Genomic DNA, 21,316 nt, shown 5'->3' on the forward strand with positions numbered 1-21,316 from the left:
ATGAAAAAAATGGTAAAAGTATATTATAACGGAGACATTCAAGAATCAGTTTTAAATGGAAAGAAGATTGCTGTCATTGGATATGGTTCCCAAGGTCATGCTCACGCTCAAAACCTTCGAGACAGCGGCTATCAAGTGGTGATCGGACTTCGTCCAGGTAAATCATGGAAACAAGCGGAACAAGATGGTTTTGACGTAAAAACGGTGAGAGCCGCAAGTGAAGAAGCCGATCTTATTATGATTTTACTTCCTGATGAGCGCCAGCCGGAAGTATACAAAAATGAAATTGAACCGGCTTTGTCTGCTGGAAAATCGCTTGTATTTGCTCATGGATTCAATATTCACTTTCGTCAAATTGTACCGCCGAAAGATGTAGATGTCTTTTTGGTTGCGCCAAAAGGGCCCGGACATTTAGTGAGACGGACATATGAAGAAGGCGCTGGTGTTCCGGCTTTGATCGGTGTTCACCAAGACGTAACAGGGGATGCTAAAAATTTAGCGCTTGCCTACGCAAAAGGAATTGGTGCGGCTCGTGCCGGGGTTTTGGAAACTTCCTTTAAAGAAGAAACAGAAACAGACCTATTTGGAGAACAAGCAGTATTATGCGGGGGAATGACTTCATTAGTGAAAGCCGGATTTGAAACGCTTGTAGAAGCTGGATATCAGCCGGAAATTGCTTATTTTGAGTGTTTGCATGAATTGAAGCTCATTGTGGATTTAATGTATGAAGGCGGATTGGAAAATATGAGGTACTCCATTTCGGATACGGCACAGTGGGGGGATTTTGTCTCCGGACCACGAGTCATCAATGAAGAAACGAAGAAACGGATGAAAGAAGTATTGAGCGATATTCAAACCGGGAAGTTTGCGAAAGGATGGATTTTGGAAAATCAATTGAACCGTCCTGAATTCAATGCCATTAATGAACGGGAAAACAATCATCTGATTGAAGTAGTGGGCAGAGAACTTCGAGAAATGATGCCATTTGTCAAAAAACCATCAAAGAAGGAAGTGGGAGCCGGTGCGAAAAATTGAAATCTTTGATACGACATTAAGAGATGGCGAGCAGTCAGCTGGAGTGAATTTGAACACATTAGAAAAAATAGAAATTGCTAAACAATTGGAAAAGCTGGGAGTCGACTGCATTGAAGCAGGCTTCCCGGCTGCTTCTAAAGGAGACCTGGAAGCAGTAAAATTGATTGCCGATACGATTCGCGACAGTTCCGTTACCGGATTGGCTCGATCTACAGAAAGTGATATCGATGCTGCTTGGGAAGCCCTCAAGGATTCTGAAGAACCTCGCATCCATATTTTTATTGCCACTTCACCCATTCATATGAAGTATAAACTGAAAATGTCTCAAGACGAAGTAGTGGAAAGAGCGGTTCGGGCTGTTTCCTATGCGAAGAAAAAATTCCCGAAAGTTCAATTTTCGGCAGAGGATGCCTGTCGCTCAGACCGCGAGTTTTTAGTCCGTATTCTCAATGAGGTTATTCAAGCCGGGGCGGAGATCATTAACATTCCAGATACGGTTGGCTACATTACGCCGCAGCAGTATGGAGAATTGTTCCAATTTTTAAGGAATAATTTACGGAATATTGACAAAATTACTTTATCTGCTCATTGCCATGACGATCTCGGAATGGCCACGGCTAATTCGCTTGCCGCGATTGAAAACGGAGCTAGTCAAATCGAAGGAACGATCAACGGCATCGGGGAACGAGCCGGTAATGCTTCACTTGAAGAAGTAGCTGTGGCTCTTCATATACGGAGCGACTATTATCAAGCGAAAACGGGTCTTGTTTTAAATGAAATAAAGCGAACGAGCGATCTTGTCAGCAAATTGACCGGAATGATCGTGCCGGCCAATAAAGCGGTAGTGGGTGATAATGCCTTTGCTCATGAATCAGGCATTCATCAAGACGGGGTATTAAAAGAAAAAACAACGTATGAAATCATTACTCCTGAACTTATTGGCGTGAATTCAAACCGATTAGTTCTGGGCAAACATTCCGGCCGCCATGCTTTCAGAAATAAAGCCATTGAATTGGGCTTTGAATTGACCGATGAAAAATTGAATGAAGCCTTTACAGTATTTAAAGATTTGGCGGACAAAAAGAAAGAAATTACAGATGCTGATTTATTCGCCATTCTTACGGATAAACAAACGGAAACGGAAATGAAATATACATTGAACCGCGTACAAGTTCAATACGGCACTGACAATATTCCAACAGCGACGATTGCTGTCACGCTGGCGGACGGTTCACAAGTGAGCGAAGCCTCTACAGGATCGGGAAGTGTGGAAGCGATCTATAACACGATTGAACGGATTTTCGGCCGGTCAGTAAAGCTATTAGACTATAAGATCAACTCGGTTGGAGGGGGACGCGATGCTCTTGCCGATGTCTATGTCCGAATTTCTTGCGATGGACTGGAAACAAGCGGAAGGGGAACAGCACAAGATGTGTTGGAAGCCTCAGCCCGTGCATACTTAAATGCCGTCAATAGAATTCTTTCGCTTGAAAGTTTAAAAGCGATCCAAAAAGCAAATGTGTCGATTTAATTTACTGGAGGGGTTGAAATGAAAAAGAAAATTGCGGTTCTGCCGGGTGATGGAATCGGCCGAGAAGTGGCAAAAGGAGCAGTCGAAGTGTTAAAAGCGGTTGGCGGTCGGTTTGGACATGAATTTGAAATGGAATTTGCCAACATCGGAGGGGCTGCAATTGATCAAGAACAAACACCTCTTTCGGAAAAAACGATTGATCTCTGTAAACAAAGTGACGCCGTATTGCTGGGAGCGGTGGGAGGTCCTAAATGGGACTCCCTCCCCGGCCATCTGCGACCGGAAAAAGGACTGTTAAAGATTCGGAAAGAACTTGGTCTATTTGCTAATTTACGCCCGGTAAAAGCCTTTCAAAGCCTTCTTTCTTCTTCTCCTCTGAAAAAGGAAATTGTTGAGGATGTCGATTTAATGATTGTCCGGGAACTGACAGGCGGATTGTATTTCGGAAAACCGAGCGAGCGGCGGGGAGAAAATCAAGAAGTGGCTGTTGATACTTTGCTTTATACAAAAGACGAAATAAAAAGAATTGTAGACAAAGCGTTTCAAATCGCTAAAGTAAGAAGGAAAAAAGTTGCATCCGTTGATAAAGCAAATGTGTTGGAATCAAGCCGAATGTGGAGGGAAGTAGTGGAAGAAAGAGCTGTCCGCTATTCGGAGGTGGAATATGAACACATGTATGTTGATGCAGCCGCTATGAAGCTTATTCATAACCCGAAAGACTTCGATGTAGTGGTCACGGAAAATATGTTTGGAGACATTTTAAGCGATGAAGCGTCTATGATTACCGGCTCTTTAGGCATGCTGCCGTCGGCCAGTCTAAGGGAAGACGGATTCGGGCTTTATGAACCGGTTCATGGATCAGCACCTGATATTGCAGGACAGGATAAAGCCAATCCGTTGGCGATGATTTTATCTACTGCTATGATGCTGAAATATACTTTTGGATTCAATCATGAAGCAGAAGCAATAGAACAAGCGGTGGACGATGTATTAAAGGATGGATATCGAACGTTTGATTTACGCCATACGGGAAGCCGTGTAGTGGGAACGGAAAAAATGATTGATCTGGTTGTGAAGCGAGTTCAAGAAGATCGTGCGATTGCTTCTACCATGGCTTAACAGATTATGAATCGATAGCAATTGTCCATGTACATTGAGACTGTGGAAAGAAGCGTTTATTTGACCTAGTTTCCATACCAATTCATAGAGGAGGGACAGCCATTGCAGCCGAAGACAATTATTGAAAAAATATGGGAACAGCATGTGGTGCATCGTGAGGAAGGAAAACCGGACTTATTATATATTGATTTGCACTTAGTACATGAAGTCACATCTCCTCAAGCTTTTGAAGGACTCCGCATGAAAAATCGAAAAGTGAGACGGCCCGATCTGACATACGCTACGATGGATCATAACGTTCCTACGATGAACAGACATATTGTAAACGATCCTATTTCAAAAACGCAGATGGAAAAATTATATGAAAACTGTAAGGAGTTTGGCATTGAATTGGCGGATATCAACCATCCGGATCAAGGAATAGTCCATGTGATCGGTCCTGAGCTTGGGTTGACGCAGCCGGGGAAAACCATCGTATGCGGTGACAGCCATACTTCTACTCATGGAGCATTTGGCGCTCTCGCATTTGGAATCGGGACAAGCGAGGTCGAACATGTATTGGCGACTCAAACTCTTTGGCAAGCAAAACCAAAGACGCTGCAAATCAAAGTGAACGGGAAACTGGGATTTGGCGTGACGGCCAAAGATTTGATTTTGGGCATCATATCCAAATTTGGAATTGATGCCGGAACCGGCTATATTATCGAGTATACGGGTGAAGCCATTCGCAAACTTTCCATGGAAGAACGGATGACTGTTTGCAATATGTCCATTGAAGCAGGAGCCCGTGCCGGTCTCGTTAGTCCGGATGAAGTGACATTTAATTATTTAAAAGGTAGAAAGTATGTTCCAAAAGGCGAGGAATTTGAAAAATTAGTGAAATATTGGAAGACATTGGCGACGGATGAAGGAGCTGTTTACGACAAAACGCTCGAAATTGATGCTTCAGAAATTGAACCACAAGTGACGTGGGGAACAAATCCTTCGATGGGTACAGGAATAAGTGGAATTGTTCCTTTTCCCGAAAAATTCGAAAGAGCACAAGACCGTGAAGCGGCGGCAAGAGCGATCGAATATATGGGGTTAAAGCCGGGAACGAGAATGGAAGACATTCCGATCGACTATGTTTTTATCGGATCCTGTACTAATTCCAGGCTGAGCGATTTGCGGGCAGCAGCAGAGGTTGTCAAAGGGCGGAAAGTCCATAATGGCGTGAAAGCGATAGTTGTACCTGGTTCTCAGACTGTCAAAAAAGCAGCTGAAGAAGAAGGGTTAGATCGAATTTTTACAGAAGCAGGATTTGAATGGCGTGAATCCGGATGCAGCATGTGTTTGGCGATGAATGAGGACATTGTTCCAGCAGGAAAGCGTTGTGCTTCCACTTCTAACCGAAATTTTGAAGGGCGCCAAGGAAATGGTTCTAGAACCCATCTGGTCAGCCCTCCTATGGCAGCGGCTGCAGCCATAGCGGGAAGATTTATGGATGTTCGCAAACTAACTGGAATTTATCAATAGGAGATGTAGCCATATGGAACCAATCAATAAGTATAATGGGATTGTTTGTCCTCTGAATAGAACGAATGTCGATACGGACCAAATTATACCGAAACAGTTTTTAAAGCGAATTGAGCGCAAAGGTTTTGGCCAGTTTTTATTTTATCATTGGCGTTTTGACGACGACGGCAATGTGAGGGAAGATTTTATTTTAAACGATCCTCAATATAAAGACGCCAGTATTTTAGTGGCAGGAGAAAACTTTGGCTGCGGCTCTTCCCGTGAACACGCTCCGTGGGCTTTAATGGATTATGGCTTTAAAATCATTATTGCCCCCAGCTTTGCTGATATTTTCTATAATAATTGTTTGAAGAACGGACTATTGCCGATAAAATTAACGGCAGAAGAGGTGTCTCTGCTGTTGGAAAAAGCATCAGAACCTGGCTACCGTCTCTTTGTGGATTTGAAAAACCAGCATGTGACGGATCGAAAAGGATTTTTGGCTACGTTTATGATGGATCCTTATTGGAAGGAAATGCTGTTAAACGGATGGGATGAAATTGCCGTCACTCTTAATTTAGAAGATGAAATTCGAGCTTATGAGGAGAGAAGGGATAAAACAGTACAGGCGAAATAGGCCTAATCTTCATCGAAGTGATGACTAGAAAAGCTGCCGGGGGTTGGCCCCGGCAGCTTTTTCGTGTGCGCCCGGCATGGGTGTAATCTATAGGGTGAAAGTCCCGAGCTGCGAAGGCAGAAGTAGCAGTTAGCTTAACGCAAGGGTGTCCGTGGTGACGCGGAATCTGAAGGAAGCGGGCGGCAAACTTCCGATCTGAGGAACACGAACTTCATATGAGGCTAGGTATCACTGGGTGAGTTTGCACAACAAAACAAAGCCCTTTCTGCCGAAGGTGATACAGAGTAAATGAAGCAGATGGATGGAAGGAAAGATTACACTCTTACCCGGGGAGGTCTGATGGATACGTGAAGTAGCCTTCATAACCTACTTAGTGATAAGTAGCTGAGCCATCAGAAGTCAGCAGAGGTCATAGTACGAATTGGTCTAGAACAATTCGGAAGGACTGAACAATTAAGAGAGAATAGCCCTTTGCATTCAGTGTGTCATGTTGAACACAGAAAACGTAGTACCTCACTTGAGGAAGGAAACGGTGAATCCCGTGGGGGACCTCTTGGAGGGTGGAGTGACCACTGGCATAAGAAGATAAGCTATTCACGGAAGGAAGAATAACAATGCTTTTGAATCAAATCCTGTCACGGGAGAATATGCTTTTAGCTTTACAAAGAGTAGAAAAGAACAAAGGTAGCCATGGAGTAGATATGATGCCCGTACAAAACCTACGTCAGCACATAGTCGAAAACTGGATATCCATTAAAGAAGCTATTCTCAAGGGTACCTATGAACCAATGCCTGTTCGAAGAGTCGAAATCCCGAAACCTGATGGCGGTGTTCGGTTACTAGGTATTCCAACCGTAACAGACCGTTTGATTCAACAAGCAATTGCCCAAGTATTATCGAGGATATATGACCCTATGTTCTCCGAACATAGTTATGGGTTTCGTTCAAATCGAAGTGCTCATGACGCAGTTAGGAAAGCAAAAGGCTATATCAGAGATGGTTATAGATGGGTAGTAGACATGGATTTAGAAAAGTTCTTCGATCGAGTGAATCATGACAGGCTGATGAGTACATTAGCCAAGACTATTAAAGAAAAGCCACTATTGAAGCTAATCCGCAAATATCTACAAGCTGGTGTCATGATTAATGGTGTGGTATCTAGGACAGAAGAAGGGACGCCGCAAGGTGGCCCCCTAAGCCCTTTACTTTCGAATATTGTACTAGATGAACTAGACAAAGAATTAGAGAAAAGAGGGCATAAATTTGTTCGTTATGCCGATGACTGTAATATTTACGTGAAGTCAAAACGGGCTGGTGAAAGAACCATGGCTAGTGTCAAACGATTTATTGAGGGAAAACTTCGTCTAAAAGTCAACGAGAAGAAATCTGCGGTTGACCGACCATGGAAACGAAAGTTTCTAGGATTTAGTTTTACACCTTCAAAAGAGCCAAAAGTTCGGATTGCCAAGCAAAGTCTAAAACGAATGAAGAAAAAGGTGCGAGAAATCACGTCAAGAAAAATACCATACCCAATGGAATATCGGATTAAGAAACTTAACCAATATCTACTTGGATGGTGTGGATATTTTGCATTAGCAGACACAAAGAGTATCTTTGAAGATTTGGATGGCTGGATTCGACGAAGACTCCGGATGTGTTTATGGAAAAACTGGAAGACCTCAAAGACCAGGATACGCAACCTCATAAAACTAGGAGTTCCTGAATGGAAAGCTTATGAATGGGGGAACAGTCGTAAAGGTTATTGGCGAATCTCAAAAAGTCCCATATTACACAGAACCCTTGGAAACTCCTATTGGAGTAACCAAGGGCTTAAAAGTCTACAGAAACGTTATGAATTCTTGCGTCATTTATCTTGATTGAACCGCCGTATACGGAACCGTACGTACGGTGGTGTGAGAGGACGGGAGTTAATCGCTCCCTCCTACTCGATTCCATGAGAAAATAGGATTCTTTCTTAAATCATGATGAGCCTTTTTTCAATTGTTATCCTATTTGCATGTATAATAAATGGAACAAGGGCTCTTTTTATGTGAAAGAGGCCGAATGCAAAACAGAAAGAAGGTTGCAAACGAATGAAATTGTTTTATGACACTATCCCTTATTCAAAGGAACGGTTTTTTCGGAAATTTTGCCAATTAGTAAAGGGAAAGTCGCATTATGCTTTGCTGGAAAGTGGACGATCCGGCCGATACAGCATCGCTGGAATTGAACCTTTTGCCGTGATTGAAGGGCAACAAAATGGGATTCAGGTGACAATGAATGGCCGCGATAAATGGATGGAAGGTCAACCGCTTCGAATGATTGAACAATGGCTGCGACCTTATAAACTGGATCCGGCTCCGGGACTGCCTGAATTTCAAGGCGGATTAATAGGCTTTATAAGCTATGATTATGCTCGCCTTATTGAAAAATTGCCCCATTTAGCGCAAGGTGATCTGGACCTTCCGCTTCTATATTTTTATTTTTTTCGAGAATGGGTTGTTTTTGATCATGAAACGAATTGTCTGTGGGTGATGACATTAGCTGAATCTGAGGATAGTCGATATGGTTTGGATACGTGGAAGGAAATGTGGCAATCCGAACTGAAGGAAAGCGAAGAGATCGAATCACCTGTTCCTGCTATTTCGGGAAAAGATCTTGAAGTGTCGCTGTCGGAAAAAGAATTTATTCATGCAGTGGAAAAAATTCAAGAATACATTGCCAGCGGGGATGTCTTTCAAGTCAATTTGTCCGTTCGCCAAGCGAAAACGCTGCATGTCCCGGCTCTTGAAGTGTACAAAACATTACGCAGCATCAATCCTTCTCCGTATATGGGATATATACACTCCAACGATTTTCAAATAGTATGCGGATCTCCGGAGTTGTTGGTGAAAAAGACCGGACAAAGGGTAAAAACGCGTCCGATTGCCGGCACCCGTTCTCGAGGAAAGAGCGAGGAGGAAGATCAGATTTTGGCGAATGAATTGCTCGGAAACGTGAAGGAACGAGCGGAACATGTCATGCTGGTGGATTTGGAACGAAACGATTTAGGACGGGTATGTCAGTATGGCACTGTTCGGGTCAATGAATTGATGACGATCGAAAAATATTCCCATGTCATGCATCTAGTATCTGAAGTCGAAGGGATATTGGCAGAAGAAAAAAATGCTTTTGACGTGATTGATGCCGTTTTTCCGGGAGGGACGATCACAGGTGCACCGAAAGTTCGGACGATGGAAATCATAGAAGAATTGGAGAATGTTCGCCGAGGAGTTTATACAGGATCGATTGGCTGGATCGGGTTGAATGGCGATATGGATCTTAATATCGTGATCCGGACGATGATTGCCAAAAATGGAAAAGCCTATGTGCAGGCTGGGGCAGGTATTGTTCTGGATTCCCGACCTCAATATGAATACAAAGAATCATTGAAAAAAGCGGCGGCACTATGGAAGGCAAAAGAAATGGCAGAAAAAAAGGAGGCGCTCACATGATTTTAATGATCGATAATTATGATTCCTTTACTTATAATCTCGTTCAATACATAGGGGAGTTAGGAGAAGAGATCATTGTAAAAAGAAACGATTGTCTCTCGATTCGCGATATAGAAAACCTTTCTCCTGATTTTTTAATGATTTCACCTGGGCCCTGCACGCCAAATGAAGCGGGGATAAGTTTGGAGGCTATCCGCTATTTTGCAGGCCGTATTCCCATTTTTGGAGTTTGTCTCGGCCATCAAGCGATAGCGCAGGCTTTTGGCGGAAACATTATTCGGGCCGAAAAACAAATGCACGGAAAAACATCTGCCATTTTTCACGACGGCCGCACCATCTTTCGCGATGTTCCTAATCCGTTTCGAGCCACTAGATACCATTCGCTTATAGTGGATAAAGACTCTCTTCCGCACTGTTTTGAAATCTCGGCTTGGACGGAGGAAGGGGAGATTATGGCGTTACGTCATCGATCCTATTCGATAGAAGGTGTCCAATTTCATCCAGAATCGATTTTAACGGAATTCGGTAAGCAGCTTTTGTCCAATTTTTTCAATACTTATCGGAAGCAGGAAGCGAACGGGGGACTGACAAGATGATCGTCTATCTCAATGGTCAGTTTATAGAAAAAGAAAAAGCGATGATCTCGCCGTTTGATCATGGATATTTATATGGTCTCGGCGTTTTTGAGACCATTCCTACATATTCTGGTCATCCTTTTCTTTTAGATGACCATCTTGAACGCCTTAATGAAGGGTTAAAAGAATTGCGTATTCGTGCATCGATGACGAGGAAAAAAGCGTTGGACATTATTCAGGAACTTTGCCGACGCAATGGGCTGACGGATTCGTCGGTGCGTTTGAATGTTTCGGCGGGACTCGGAGAGATGGGAATGCAAAACGAACCATATCATCGACCGACTATTTTCGTTTTCCAGCGGCCCTTCAAGCGTCTCCATGCCATGAAAGAAAAAGAAGCAGTCTTATTAACATTGCCGAGAAACACGCCGGAAACGGGAAAACGATTAAAATCTCACCACTTTTTGAATAATGTGGCCGCAAAATGGGAAATGGGAAGCAATGGAGAACAAGAAGGCATTTTTTTGACGAAAGAAGGGCATTTAGCGGAAGGCATTGTATCCAATCTTTTTTGGGTAAAAGAGGGAACGATTTTTACTCCTTGTTTACAAACGGGCATTTTAGATGGCGTCACGAGGCGATTCATTATGAAATTGGCAGAGAGACTTCATATTCCGGTGCAAGAGGGATATTTTTTTCCGGAAGAATTGGATTATGCAGAAGAAATCTTTTTAACCAATTCCATTATTGAAATTGCTCCAGTTCGAAAAATGGGAGATCGCTTTTATCCGGGAATCCGAGGAAAATACGTGCGTACACTTTGGGAGGAATATCAGCGTTATTGCTCTTATTTATGGTCAGCAAAAGCATTGTCCGTTTAAGTAGTGAATAATCTTTTTCGACATTTGAACACAAGGCTAGGGGAAAGAAAGATCGGGCTTTGGAAGCTGTGTTTAAGAATAGCGTATCTTGAAAGATCTGATAGAAAATTTGCAATTGCATAAAGGGAGCCAAAAACAGAATTTGATGAAATTTTTTAAAACCAAAAAATTGACAGAATTCTTATGATAAGACTATGATAAAAATGGTTTAACAGTTAAAAAGAACGGTCATGTTAGGAGGATGGGAAATGGAGTATCGTATTGAAAAGGACACCCTTGGCGAAGTGAAGGTTCCGAAAGACAAATATTGGGGTGCGCAAACAGAAAGAAGTCGAAATAACTTTAAAATTAGTATAGAAAAAATGCCTCTTGATCTCATTTATGCTTATGCTCATTTAAAGAAAGCAGCGGCTGTTGTGAATCATGAGTTAGGAAAATTAAACGCTGCCAAAAAAGAAGCTATTGTGCAAGTATGCGATGAGATTTTAGAAGGAAAATGGGATGAACATTTTCCGTTGTCTGTTTGGCAAACAGGAAGCGGCACTCAGACGAACATGAATGTCAATGAAGTTATTTCTCATCGCGGGAATGAACTGTTGCATAATGAAGAAACGATTCATCCAAACGACGATGTCAACATGTCTCAAAGTTCAAATGACACATTTCCTACAGCCATGCATATTGCCGTGTACAATGCCTTTCAAAAACGGCTTGTCCCTGCGTTGCAGCAATTAAAGGCCACACTGAAAGACAAAGAAGTTCAATACATGAAATTGATTAAAATCGGAAGAACTCACTTACAGGATGCTACACCATTAACGCTTGGGCAAGAAATTTCAGGTTGGCGGACCATGTTGGAGCGGACGGAACAAATGCTGAAAGATTCCAGTGCCTACATTCTAAATCTGGCTATTGGGGGAACCGCAGTTGGAACAGGAATCAACGCAGACCCCACATTTGGCCCCAAAGTGGCAAAAGAACTGGAGAAACAGACAGGATATCCGTTCCGATCTTCTGATAATAAATTTCATGCTTTGACAAGCCATGATGAAATCGTTCACTTCCACGGTGCATTGAAAGCGTTGGCGGCGGATTTAATGAAGATCGCCAATGATATTCGTTGGCTTGCAAGCGGGCCGAGAAGCGGACTGGGAGAATTGACGATCCCGGCTAATGAACCGGGAAGTTCGATTATGCCAGGAAAGGTAAATCCTACTCAATGCGAAGCAATTACCATGATAGCGGCACAAGTTTTTGGCAATGATGCTACAATTGGATTTGCCGCCAGTCAGGGAAATTTTGAATTAAATGTTTTTAAACCGGTTATTATATATAATGTTCTCCAATCCATCCGATTATTGGCAGACGGAATGGTTTCTTTTGAAGAGAAATGTGTCCGTGGTATAGAAGCCAATCAAGAAGTGATCGATAAATTAATGAATCAATCTTTAATGTTGGTCACGGCCTTAAACCCATATATCGGTTATGAAAAAGCAGCCGAAATTGCAAAATTGGCGTTTAAAGAGGGGACGACATTAAAAGAAGCCGCATTAAAAACTGGATATGTAACAGAAGAACAGTTCGATGAATGGGTGGACCCATCCAGAATGATTCATTTGTAGGCGAAAGCCTTAAGCTAGTTATGTTCTTTTTTTAAAAGAAGGTCTATGATTTAGTGAAAGGTTACTTAGTTGACTTTAATCGTTAATGGAAGAAGGAGAGGCATCAGAAAAGATGCCTCTCCACAGCCATATCCTATTCAGTTATTGTTGTTGACCTTGGTAACCGCTGATTTGTTGTTGAGCTAAAGAAACCAAACGTTTTGTAATTTCTCCCCCTACAGAACCGTTAGCGCGGGAAGTCGTATCTGCTCCAAGATTGACTCCAAATTCTTGAGCGATTTCGTATTTCATTTGGTCGATAGCTTGTTGAGCGCCTGCTACTACTAATTGGTTGCTGCTATTGCTTCTATTTGTTGCCATTTTAAGTTCATCTCCTTATTGTATTTTTGGGTTAGGCTGGAATTGCACCAGACTAAAGGAATCAATTTTCCTTTCCGCTTGGCTAACCCGAGATGTTGTGAATGAATGTTATGATTGGCTGGCTGTACTAGTATTATGTTTCGGTTTTTTTGTATTATTCGAAGATCGGCAAGGTAGTTATTTCCTTTTAAAAAAGGAGAAACCCGCTTCTTTATCAAAACGTGCCGACTCCTGAAACGAAGATCCCTCCTACAATTGAGTTGCCGACGACTCGTCTATTGCGGCGGGATCTTCTTTGTTAAAATTATTGGTTCGGAGGTTCTTCTTCTACGAATGGATGGGCTTCTTCGATATTCGCCCTATTTCCATGCAAATGAACTGATCCTCCGGAAAGCCCTTCATTAATCATGCGATCCACATCCAAAAATAATTCATCTTTTCCTTCAAAGTTGGTATCCGGCAAAAAGGATGCTTCCTGTTTTTTTATTCCCATTTTCATCTCCTCCTTAATTTTTATTTTGCCGAAGAAGAAGGAAGAATATTCTTTTGACCGGACAAACCTATTTTTTTCCGGTACTTCGATCTTCATGTTTCGCGCATAATCAGCTGTTGGCTGCAGCGATCTATAGATGCGCAGAAAACAGAAATAAGGCACTTTTCAACAGATAAAGTGCCTTAATAAATGGAAGATGCGTTTTTTCTTATCGTGGGAAAAAACTTCAATCATCCTTTTGCGTCTTCAAAATTTGTTTTTTCGAAAAATAATTGCGTTATATGTTCTAATCGTTTCTTTTCAATTTCGATTTCGTCAAAACTCATCGGTTTTGCATTGACTTCAAATAATACTAATTCTCCTGTCTTTTTTTTGCCGATATCCATTGAAAATTCCCCGAAAAAATCAAACTCTTTAGAAAGTTGATGGCCGCAGGCGTTGGCCAGATTTGAAATTTGTTTTTCTAATGCCGGGGAGGCAAGATGTTGAAAGGGTATTCGTTTTCCGCCGTTTGTCGTATGTGTGGTAATCTGCTGTTTGGTTGATACTCTGACTCCGATGCCAGTAACGATGTAGTTTTTGTTTTGATAGTGAACAAGAACGCGAAAATCGTATTTATTTCCATTTATTTTTTCTGTTTCCACCGCTTCTTGAAGAATATATTGTCCTGTCCATTCCTCTTTTCTGTCAGCATAGCACGATTCAATGGAAGGATATTGACGTTTTTGATGTACATTTTGGCAAGTGACGGCTCCGTTTTCCTCAAATATTAACAAATCAATTCCATTTCCTTGAGAAAGGGATCGATGTTTTGCGTACAACCGTTTTTTTTCTGACAAAAAAGATTGAAACGAGTCCAAATTTTGAAAGGGACGGGTTTCTGGTAAATAGTCGGATAAAAATTTATCTTTCTTAAAGGCCTGGTATACTTCCCATTTATTAAGATAAGAAGGATTAAAAAAAGGAATGCCTTTATTTCCCAGAATGCGAACGAAATTTTGAAAGGAGCGACTTTTTTCTTTTGCTCTGCTCGGCATTCGATTGTAGACTAAATCGGGAAAGGGGAACCTGGCATCGAGCCAAGTTTCTGATTCTATGTGATAAATGGAGCCGTCGATAAAATCGTCGTTAATTCCGTCAAGGCAAAAAATATAAGAAAGCCCCCCTTTTGCCTGCAGTGCCATTTGTATGTTTTTAAAAAGCGGAATGTTTCCATAATAAGTGCCGTCCGCTGCACAACCGGTTAAAATTCCAACCAATGGCCCGATTTTTCTTTTTTTTGGAGTAACGGTAAACTCTTTTTCCGTTTTATGGCCATTTTTAAGAGGATGCAACTCGTCGGAACCAAAAATAAAAAAGGTGTGATCGGAATTATTGTGGCACCATTTTTGATGATCGGCATCATAATAAATGTTCATAGGAAAGCTCCTCTTCATCCAAAATGGATTTTTCCATCAAGTAAACACTAAACAGTAAAGACATTTTGCGAGTTAATTGCTCGAATTTTTTTAAATCTGGATGAATAAAAATGGATCTTCCAGGTTTGGAATTGGCTTCAAAAAACCATACTCGTCCTTCTCGATCAATTCCAAAGTCGAATCCGATTTCGGCTACGATTCCGTCTATTTGAGTGTCCACCGCTTGAGAAAGCGTTAGGGCGGCCTGTTCTAATTTTGACTGGTAAGTTTCCAATAAAGCTGGTTCCGGAAAAATTTCTTCTAAGCTTTTTACTTCTCCGCCGTTTTTTAAATGGGTTGTCACGCTTCCTTTTCCGGCTACTTTGGCGGCCATTGCGGTCACTTTCCATTGTCCGTCCAAATCCTTATTGGTGTGGACGCGAAAATCAAGCGGTCTATTGTCATGGCGTAAAAGAGAAATTCCTTGCTGTAAAAGCATTTGCGGGAAAGTCCGTTTCGAAAAACGAGAAGAAACAAATTCATGCAAATTCTTGACTTTTAGCAAATGGTTGCCTTTTTGGTCATGAAAGCGGCAGTAATAAACTTGGTCCTTATCCTGTATAAATTGGTAGATCCCTTTTCCTGAACTGCCGTTCATTGGCTTCAAATAAATATTTTTCCAACGATTTAGCATGGCTTTTAATTGGTCTATGGATGTGAAAACTTCTGTTTCCGGCAGATATGGCTTGGCATCCTTATTTTGTTTCAAATATTCAAAAATTTCGTGTTTATTGAAGAACCCCGGGTTATACCAAGGAATTAAATAATCCTTTTGCAGTTTTTTCTTGGCTTTTCGGTAAGAAGGATTTTTTTCGCTTCTACGGTTCGGCAGCCGGTCATAGATGACGTTTGGAAAGGGAAATTGGTTGATCTTCCATTTATTTTCCGAAAAGTAATAGCCGGAAATGATCCCGCTGTCCCAGTCGATTTGCTGTTCCCCGAAAACATACGTAATCACACCCAAGGAGTCTTGCAAGGAGAGCAGTTTTGCAAAAAAATCTGTTCTCTTGCCTATTGGCCGAAGAGGGAAAGGGGTGAATCCAGATGAAAAAATGCCGATTAAAGGACCAATGATATACGTATCTCCGGATATAAATAAATGACACGATTTTGCTTGAGATGGGACCAACAGTTTTTCTGCAAGAGCAGAACTAATGGATAGGATATTCCGTCTGTTCATATGGATGTTGGACAAGTTTTCTTCTACTTTCGTACCAAAACAAATTCTGATTTTTTCAGACGGAGGTTTTTGCAAATCTTTTGGGAGATAAATAAATTCTTTCTCATCTTCTACGATTTCGAGTCGATAGAATTTTTTCATTAGACCACCTCATGAAGAAATTTTTCGTATAACGAACGAAAGTTTGCTTCAGTCATTTCGTTCATCACGGTTCTGTACATCAAATTCCATTCTTTCTCTCCACTTTTTTTCGGCAATGTGAAAAATAGCCAGTGCAGACGGGCGAAAAGTGTTCGTATGAATGGCTTCTTTTTTGGACGGTTTTGAATTCACCTCAATGAGCCAAATTTTCCCCTTTTGATCGATTCCGATATCTACTCCCAATTCGAAAAAGTTTCCATCTGAACGCTGATGTACGGCTTGCGCCACCTTTACAGCAAGTTGTATCATCGTTTGATATATATGAAAAAAATCGGTCGGGAAAAATTTCTTTAAGATGGTTTTTGGTTTTTCCAAATGCCCTCCTTGAGAAATATTGGAAACAATTGCTTTGTTTTTCCCGGTTCGAGCGACAATGGATGTTACTTTCCAGCCATGATCGCCTTGCCAATGGCAAAGCAATCGAAAATCCAGCAAACAATCTTGTGGCGTAAGAAGGTCAATTTTTTTTTGAATGAGAAACGAAGAGGGGTCTAACGAGTGGAATAGTTTTGTTAGAAAAGGTTGGATTTCTATGGTTTCATCCATATCAAGCATTTCTCCGGTTGATCGGATGAACATTTTTCCATCTTTTTGTTCAGCATAAATAATGTCTTTACCTTGGCTTCCTGCGATTGGTTTTATATAAACCGGTGAATTTTCCAGCATTTGCAAAAGAGAATCTTTCGTTAAAAGTTTTGTTTCTGGCAGATAAGGACGGATATCGTCACTTTCTTGAAGAAGTTGAAAAACTGTCCATTTATCCAAAAATGATTCGTTAAAAAAGCAAATGCAGTGCTTCTTTACTACTCTCTTAACGTTTCGAAACGCACGAGAAGATTCTTTTTTTCGCGAGTGTATCCGGTTGTAGATGACATCCGGAATCGGAAGGGTTTCTTTTTTCCATTCATGTTCTTCTCGATAATAGCCTGTTTTCTTATAAAAGTCGTTCAAGTTGGCAACATACATAAAGCCGCCTTTTTTTCGGAATATTTGATCCACTTCTTTGCAAAACTCTTCAATAGAAGGAAATTGTATGTTTCCTTTTGAGCCTTTTATTTCCGTTAAGATGGCAATCACCGGACCTAAAAAAAGCGTGGCCGAATCCGCCGCATAGTAGCCTTGCCATTTTCGCTCTAAAAAGAATAAATTTCTTTTACCGTCGTTTTTCATTTGAAACCAACTCTCATTGGTCCGTTCCGCATCCTGTTTTTTAAGATCGAACTTCCAATGGCCTACACATAATTTCAATGGGTTTATGTTTAACGCTTCAGTTGGAAAAAACGAAATTTGGACGGATTTTTCATCTTGCCATTGTTCTATTTTTACATGTAAGTCGAAAAACATGAGCGATTCCCCGTTTGCACTTTTTCCGTGTGAAATTTTATAATGAAGCAATGGGCAATTGCTGATGTTTTCATCGTATGAAGGAAGAGCGTAAAAGGTTCATATGTCGAAAACTCGGGAAGGAGATACGAAATGTCAGGTTCTTTACTTGTATTATTTATGGTCATAATTGGAGCCGTTATTGGCGGAATTACGAACGCCATTGCCATTTTAATGCTGTTTCGCCCCCATCGCAGTCTGTATATCGGGAAATGGCATATTCCCTTTACACCCGGATTGATTCCGAAACGGCGAAAAGAAATTGCTTTTCAGCTTGGGAAAATGGTATCCGATCATTTAGTTACGCCGCAAAGCATTCAAAAGAAATTTCAAGATCTGCAATTTCTTCAAGATATGACCTCACTCGTTCAACAGGAAGCAAAACGATTGTTCACTTCAGAAAAAACGATCAAAGAATGGATGGAATTGGTCGGGGTGCAAGAACCGGAAAAGCGATTGGAAAGATATCTGAAAAAGAAAATGGAAAAAACGATTGAGGAATTGGGGAATTCTTATTCAAGCCAGACTATTAAAGATGTCCTTTTGCCTGAAACGATTCGAAAGTTGGAAGAAAAACTCCCGGATGTGAGCGCCTATATTTTACAACATGCAATGAACTACTTTTCAAGTTCGGAAGGTAAACAAAGAGTGAAAAAAATGCTGGATGATTTTTTGGCGGAACGAGGCATGATGGGAAGTATGCTTCAAATGCTTTTGGGCAATTCCTCGATTGTCGATAAAATACTGCCTGAAATGATGAAATTTTTACGCAATCCAGGGACGAATGAAATACTTCTTTCTATCATAAGGGCTGAGTTCGAAAAAATGTTGGAATGGAAATGGGAGCGTATTTTGTCGGAATGGCTGGATAAGAACACGGTAGAGAAAGGAACGGAATTTATCGTTCGTCAGTTCAACACAGAAACATTTTTTCAAAAAACACTCTCTGATCTGCTGAATTCTTATGAAGAAGAAATTTTAAAGCAATATATCCCACGGCTAGTTGAAAAAGCAGCCCCATTTTTTTCGAATCGTATCCAAACCATTGTAGAAAAATTACGGATCGCGGATATTGTCCGTGAAGAGGTAGAGTCTTTTTCCCTCGAGCGTATTGAAAAAATGGTGATTGAAATAGCTAATAAAGAATTAAAGGCTATTACCTATTTAGGTGCATTGCTGGGAGGAGTCATCGGCTTGCTGCAAGGGTTTGTGACGTTGCTGTTTCCATAAGAAATCAAAGTTGTCAGGAACATTCTCGCTTTCTAGTTCATAATTTGCTATAGTTGAGTGGCAGTTTTAGTGAAAGAAAATATAGAAAAAACGGCTGATGGCAATGTTGTTGTCCTATTTACGGGTGGATGGCATAGCCAAACAGGAGGAGGGTCCTGCATGGAAAATCTTTATGAGAATGCTCGAGGCTTGGAAAAAGCTTTGCGTCAAAGCGACGAATACGTGAATTTAAAAAAATTATTTTATGCAGTGAATAATGATGAATCAGCAAGAAATTTATTTGAGAACTTCCGCAATATTCAAATGCGTTTGCAGGAAAAACAAATGATGGGGCAAAACATTTCAGAAGAAGAAGTGATTCAGGCACAAAAAGCGGCAGCTCTTGTTCAGCAGAACGGAAAAATTGCACAATTAATGGACGCAGAACAGCGGATGAGTACGGTTATTAATGAACTGAACAAAATTATAATGAAACCGCTCGACGAATTATACGGACCGTTCAACGGATAAAGAAAAGAGCGGCTGATGGTTTTCGCATAGAAATATCGATAGTGGAGGATTTTTTATCCTCCACTATTGTGATTTGTTCTTTTTATATGGCGAATCAAAAAGAGAAACCTTATGGGATTGTCATTGTCTTCATGTAGTTTCAATGAAAAAAAGTAAAAAAATTATTGACTTATTATAATATAGGTGCTATTATTCTATATGTCACTTCGATGGTAAGTGAAAGTTCAATAGAATTTAGCGATTGAACAATGATTGCCATACAATGAAAGATATGATGCGATGATCCTTGAAAACTGAACAAAACGAAGCGTAAACCAATGTTTCAATCGAAACAAGCCAAGTTGAATTTCTTTTTGGAGAGTTTGATCCTGGCTCAGGACGAACGCTGGCGGCGTGCCTAATACATGCAAGTCGAGCGGACTTTCAAGAAGCTTGCTTTTTGAAAGTTAGCGGCGGACGGGTGAGTAACACGTGGGCAACCTGCCTGCAAGACGGGGATAACTCCGGGAAACCGGGGCTAATACCGGATAATATCTTCCTTCGCATGAAGGAAGGTTGAAAGGCGGCGCAAGCTGCCGCTTGCAGATGGGCCCGCGGCGCATTAGCTAGTTGGTGAGGTAACGGCTCACCAAGGCGACGATGCGTAGCCGACCTGAGAGGGTGATCGGCCACACTGGGACTGAGACACGGCCCAGACTCCTACGGGAGGCAGCAGTAGGGAATCTTCCGCAATGGACGAAAGTCTGACGGAGCAACGCCGCGTGAGCGAAGAAGGTCTTCGGATCGTAAAGCTCTGTTGTCAGGGAAGAACAAGTACCGTTCGAACAGGGCGGTACCTTGACGGTACCTGACCAGAAAGCCACGGCTAACTACGTGCCAGCAGCCGCGGTAATACGTAGGTGGCAAGCGTTGTCCGGAATTATTGGGCGTAAAGCGCGCGCAGGCGGTCTCTTAAGTCTGATGTGAAAGCCCACGGCTCAACCGTGGAGGGTCATTGGAAACTGGGAGACTTGAGTGCAGAAGAGGAGAGCGGAATTCCACGTGTAGCGGTGAAATGCGTAGAGATGTGGAGGAACACCAGTGGCGAAGGCGGCTCTCTGGTCTGTAACTGACGCTGAGGCGCGAAAGCGTGGGGAGCGAACAGGATTAGATACCCTGGTAGTCCACGCCGTAAACGATGAGTGCTAAGTGTTAGAGGGCTTCCACCCTTTAGTGCTGCAGCTAACGCATTAAGCACTCCGCCTGGGGAGTACGGCCGCAAGGCTGAAACTCAAAGGAATTGACGGGGGCCCGCACAAGCGGTGGAGCATGTGGTTTAATTCGAAGCAACGCGAAGAACCTTACCAGGTCTTGACATCCTTCGCTACCTCTAGAGATAGAGGGTTCCCCTTCGGGGGACGGAGTGACAGGTGGTGCATGGTTGTCGTCAGCTCGTGTCGTGAGATGTTGGGTTAAGTCCCGCAACGAGCGCAACCCTTGACCTTAGTTGCCAGCATTCAGTTGGGCACTCTAAGGTGACTGCCGGTGACAAACCGGAGGAAGGTGGGGATGACGTCAAATCATCATGCCCCTTATGACCTGGGCTACACACGTGCTACAATGGATGGTACAAAGGGTCGCGAAACCGCGAGGTGGAGCTAATCCCAAAAAACCATTCTCAGTTCGGATTGCAGGCTGCAACTCGCCTGCATGAAGCCGGAATCGCTAGTAATCGCGGATCAGCATGCCGCGGTGAATACGTTCCCGGGCCTTGTACACACCGCCCGTCACACCACGAGAGTTTGCAACACCCGAAGTCGGTGAGGTAACCCTTACGGGAGCCAGCCGCCGAAGGTGGGGCAGATGATTGGGGTGAAGTCGTAACAAGGTAGCCGTATCGGAAGGTGCGGCTGGATCACCTCCTTTCTAAGGAAGAAGAAAAGCAGAGGCGACTGTTCAGGTGCGACAAGCACAAGACAGCTTGCGAGGAGGTAGTATTTCAACCACCGCAGCAAGATGGATTGTGACCTCGAGCACCTAGGAGCCGGAGCTGGACAGATATCAATTGTACGCTTTCGTTTTGTTCAGTTTTGAAGGATTTCATCCTTCCAAGTTGTTCCTTGAAAACTAGATAG

17 protein-coding genes and 1 rRNA gene are annotated in these 21,316 nt (G+C 42.2%); 13 read left to right on the plus strand and 5 right to left on the minus strand.

Annotation, left to right across the window (positions count from 1 at the left end; genetic code table 11):
- The first annotated feature begins 9 nt into the window (after nucleotides 1–9).
- From ilvC to fumC, 10 genes are all read left to right on the plus strand, one after another.
- On the plus strand, nucleotides 10–1,035 hold the full coding sequence (gene ilvC / locus NST81_RS04800; RefSeq protein WP_003353197.1) for a ketol-acid reductoisomerase: 1,026 nt from the start codon (nucleotides 10–12) through the stop codon (nucleotides 1,033–1,035).
- Nucleotides 1,022–2,566: a 2-isopropylmalate synthase gene (locus NST81_RS04805; RefSeq protein WP_003353196.1), complete on the plus strand. Its 1,545-nt coding sequence runs from the start codon at nucleotides 1,022–1,024 to the stop codon at nucleotides 2,564–2,566. Before ilvC ends, NST81_RS04805 begins: the two co-directional genes overlap by 14 nt.
- An 18-nt stretch (nucleotides 2,567–2,584) precedes the next feature.
- The gene (leuB, locus tag NST81_RS04810) at nucleotides 2,585–3,685 is read left to right on the plus strand and encodes a 3-isopropylmalate dehydrogenase (RefSeq protein WP_327805147.1); all 1,101 of its coding nucleotides are present in this window, start codon (nucleotides 2,585–2,587) and stop codon (nucleotides 3,683–3,685) included.
- 102 nt (nucleotides 3,686–3,787) lie between these two features.
- Nucleotides 3,788–5,200 carry a 3-isopropylmalate dehydratase large subunit gene (gene leuC / locus NST81_RS04815; protein ID WP_341028648.1) on the plus strand — a complete coding sequence of 471 codons (1,413 nt, stop codon included), beginning with the start codon at nucleotides 3,788–3,790 and terminating at the stop codon, nucleotides 5,198–5,200.
- Between the two features lie 13 nt (nucleotides 5,201–5,213).
- Complete coding sequence (gene leuD, locus NST81_RS04820; protein ID WP_048622815.1) at nucleotides 5,214–5,816, plus strand: 3-isopropylmalate dehydratase small subunit; 603 nt, start codon at nucleotides 5,214–5,216, stop codon at nucleotides 5,814–5,816.
- 614 nt (nucleotides 5,817–6,430) lie between these two features.
- Nucleotides 6,431–7,693, plus strand: a complete 1,263-nt coding sequence (gene ltrA / locus NST81_RS04825) for a group II intron reverse transcriptase/maturase (RefSeq protein ID WP_003354109.1) — start codon at nucleotides 6,431–6,433, stop codon at nucleotides 7,691–7,693.
- Between the two features lie 216 nt (nucleotides 7,694–7,909).
- The gene (locus NST81_RS04830) at nucleotides 7,910–9,310 is read left to right on the plus strand and encodes an anthranilate synthase component I family protein (protein ID WP_341028654.1); all 1,401 of its coding nucleotides are present in this window, start codon (nucleotides 7,910–7,912) and stop codon (nucleotides 9,308–9,310) included.
- Nucleotides 9,307–9,906, plus strand: coding sequence for an aminodeoxychorismate/anthranilate synthase component II (gene pabA / locus NST81_RS04835; RefSeq protein ID WP_341028656.1), 600 nt, complete (start codon nucleotides 9,307–9,309; stop codon nucleotides 9,904–9,906). The genes NST81_RS04830 and pabA overlap by 4 nt, the downstream gene beginning before the upstream one ends.
- Nucleotides 9,903–10,766, plus strand: a complete 864-nt coding sequence (pabC, locus tag NST81_RS04840) for an aminodeoxychorismate lyase (RefSeq protein ID WP_341028658.1) — start codon at nucleotides 9,903–9,905, stop codon at nucleotides 10,764–10,766. The genes pabA and pabC overlap by 4 nt, the downstream gene beginning before the upstream one ends.
- 248 nt (nucleotides 10,767–11,014) lie before the next feature.
- Nucleotides 11,015–12,388, plus strand: a complete 1,374-nt coding sequence (fumC, locus tag NST81_RS04845; protein WP_341028660.1) for a class II fumarate hydratase — start codon at nucleotides 11,015–11,017, stop codon at nucleotides 12,386–12,388.
- Between the two features lie 141 nt (nucleotides 12,389–12,529).
- Here the strand turns inward: fumC and NST81_RS04850 are convergent, their stop codons facing one another.
- From NST81_RS04850 to NST81_RS04870, 5 genes are all read right to left on the minus strand, one after another.
- Nucleotides 12,530–12,748, minus strand: a complete 219-nt coding sequence (locus tag NST81_RS04850) for an alpha/beta-type small acid-soluble spore protein (protein ID WP_048622819.1) — start codon at nucleotides 12,746–12,748, stop codon at nucleotides 12,530–12,532.
- Nucleotides 12,749–13,052: 304 nt separating this feature from the next.
- Nucleotides 13,053–13,241: a hypothetical protein gene (locus tag NST81_RS04855; RefSeq protein WP_003353182.1), complete on the minus strand. Its 189-nt coding sequence runs from the start codon at nucleotides 13,239–13,241 to the stop codon at nucleotides 13,053–13,055.
- Nucleotides 13,242–13,471: 230 nt separating this feature from the next.
- Nucleotides 13,472–14,659 (minus strand): YheC/YheD family endospore coat-associated protein, encoded by a 1,188-nt coding sequence (locus tag NST81_RS04860; protein WP_341028665.1) that lies wholly within the window; start codon nucleotides 14,657–14,659, stop codon nucleotides 13,472–13,474.
- On the minus strand, nucleotides 14,643–16,019 hold the full coding sequence (locus NST81_RS04865; protein ID WP_340396892.1) for a YheC/YheD family endospore coat-associated protein: 1,377 nt from the start codon (nucleotides 16,017–16,019) through the stop codon (nucleotides 14,643–14,645). The genes NST81_RS04860 and NST81_RS04865 overlap by 17 nt, the downstream gene beginning before the upstream one ends.
- 48 nt (nucleotides 16,020–16,067) lie before the next feature.
- A complete protein-coding gene (locus tag NST81_RS04870; RefSeq protein ID WP_341028667.1) occupies nucleotides 16,068–17,423 on the minus strand; it encodes a YheC/YheD family endospore coat-associated protein in 1,356 nt (451 codons plus the stop codon).
- 132 nt (nucleotides 17,424–17,555) lie between these two features.
- On the opposite strand from NST81_RS04870, the gene NST81_RS04875 reads away from it, so the two are divergent.
- The 3 genes from NST81_RS04875 to NST81_RS04885 all read left to right on the plus strand — a co-directional run bounded on the left by NST81_RS04875 (nucleotide 17,556) and on the right by NST81_RS04885 (nucleotide 21,107).
- Nucleotides 17,556–18,692 (plus strand): DUF445 domain-containing protein, encoded by a 1,137-nt coding sequence (locus NST81_RS04875; RefSeq protein WP_341028669.1) that lies wholly within the window; start codon nucleotides 17,556–17,558, stop codon nucleotides 18,690–18,692.
- Nucleotides 18,693–18,851: 159 nt separating this feature from the next.
- Nucleotides 18,852–19,202, plus strand: coding sequence for a YlbF family regulator (locus NST81_RS04880; RefSeq protein WP_003353176.1), 351 nt, complete (start codon nucleotides 18,852–18,854; stop codon nucleotides 19,200–19,202).
- 350 nt (nucleotides 19,203–19,552) lie between these two features.
- Nucleotides 19,553–21,107, plus strand: a 16S ribosomal RNA gene (locus NST81_RS04885).
- The last annotated feature ends 209 nt before the right edge of the window (nucleotides 21,108–21,316 follow it).

The organism is Bacillus sp. FSL W8-0223 (assembly GCF_038006805.1).
In the GTDB taxonomy this organism is placed as follows: Bacteria; Bacillota; Bacilli; order Bacillales; family DSM-4216; genus Bacillus_O; species Bacillus_O smithii.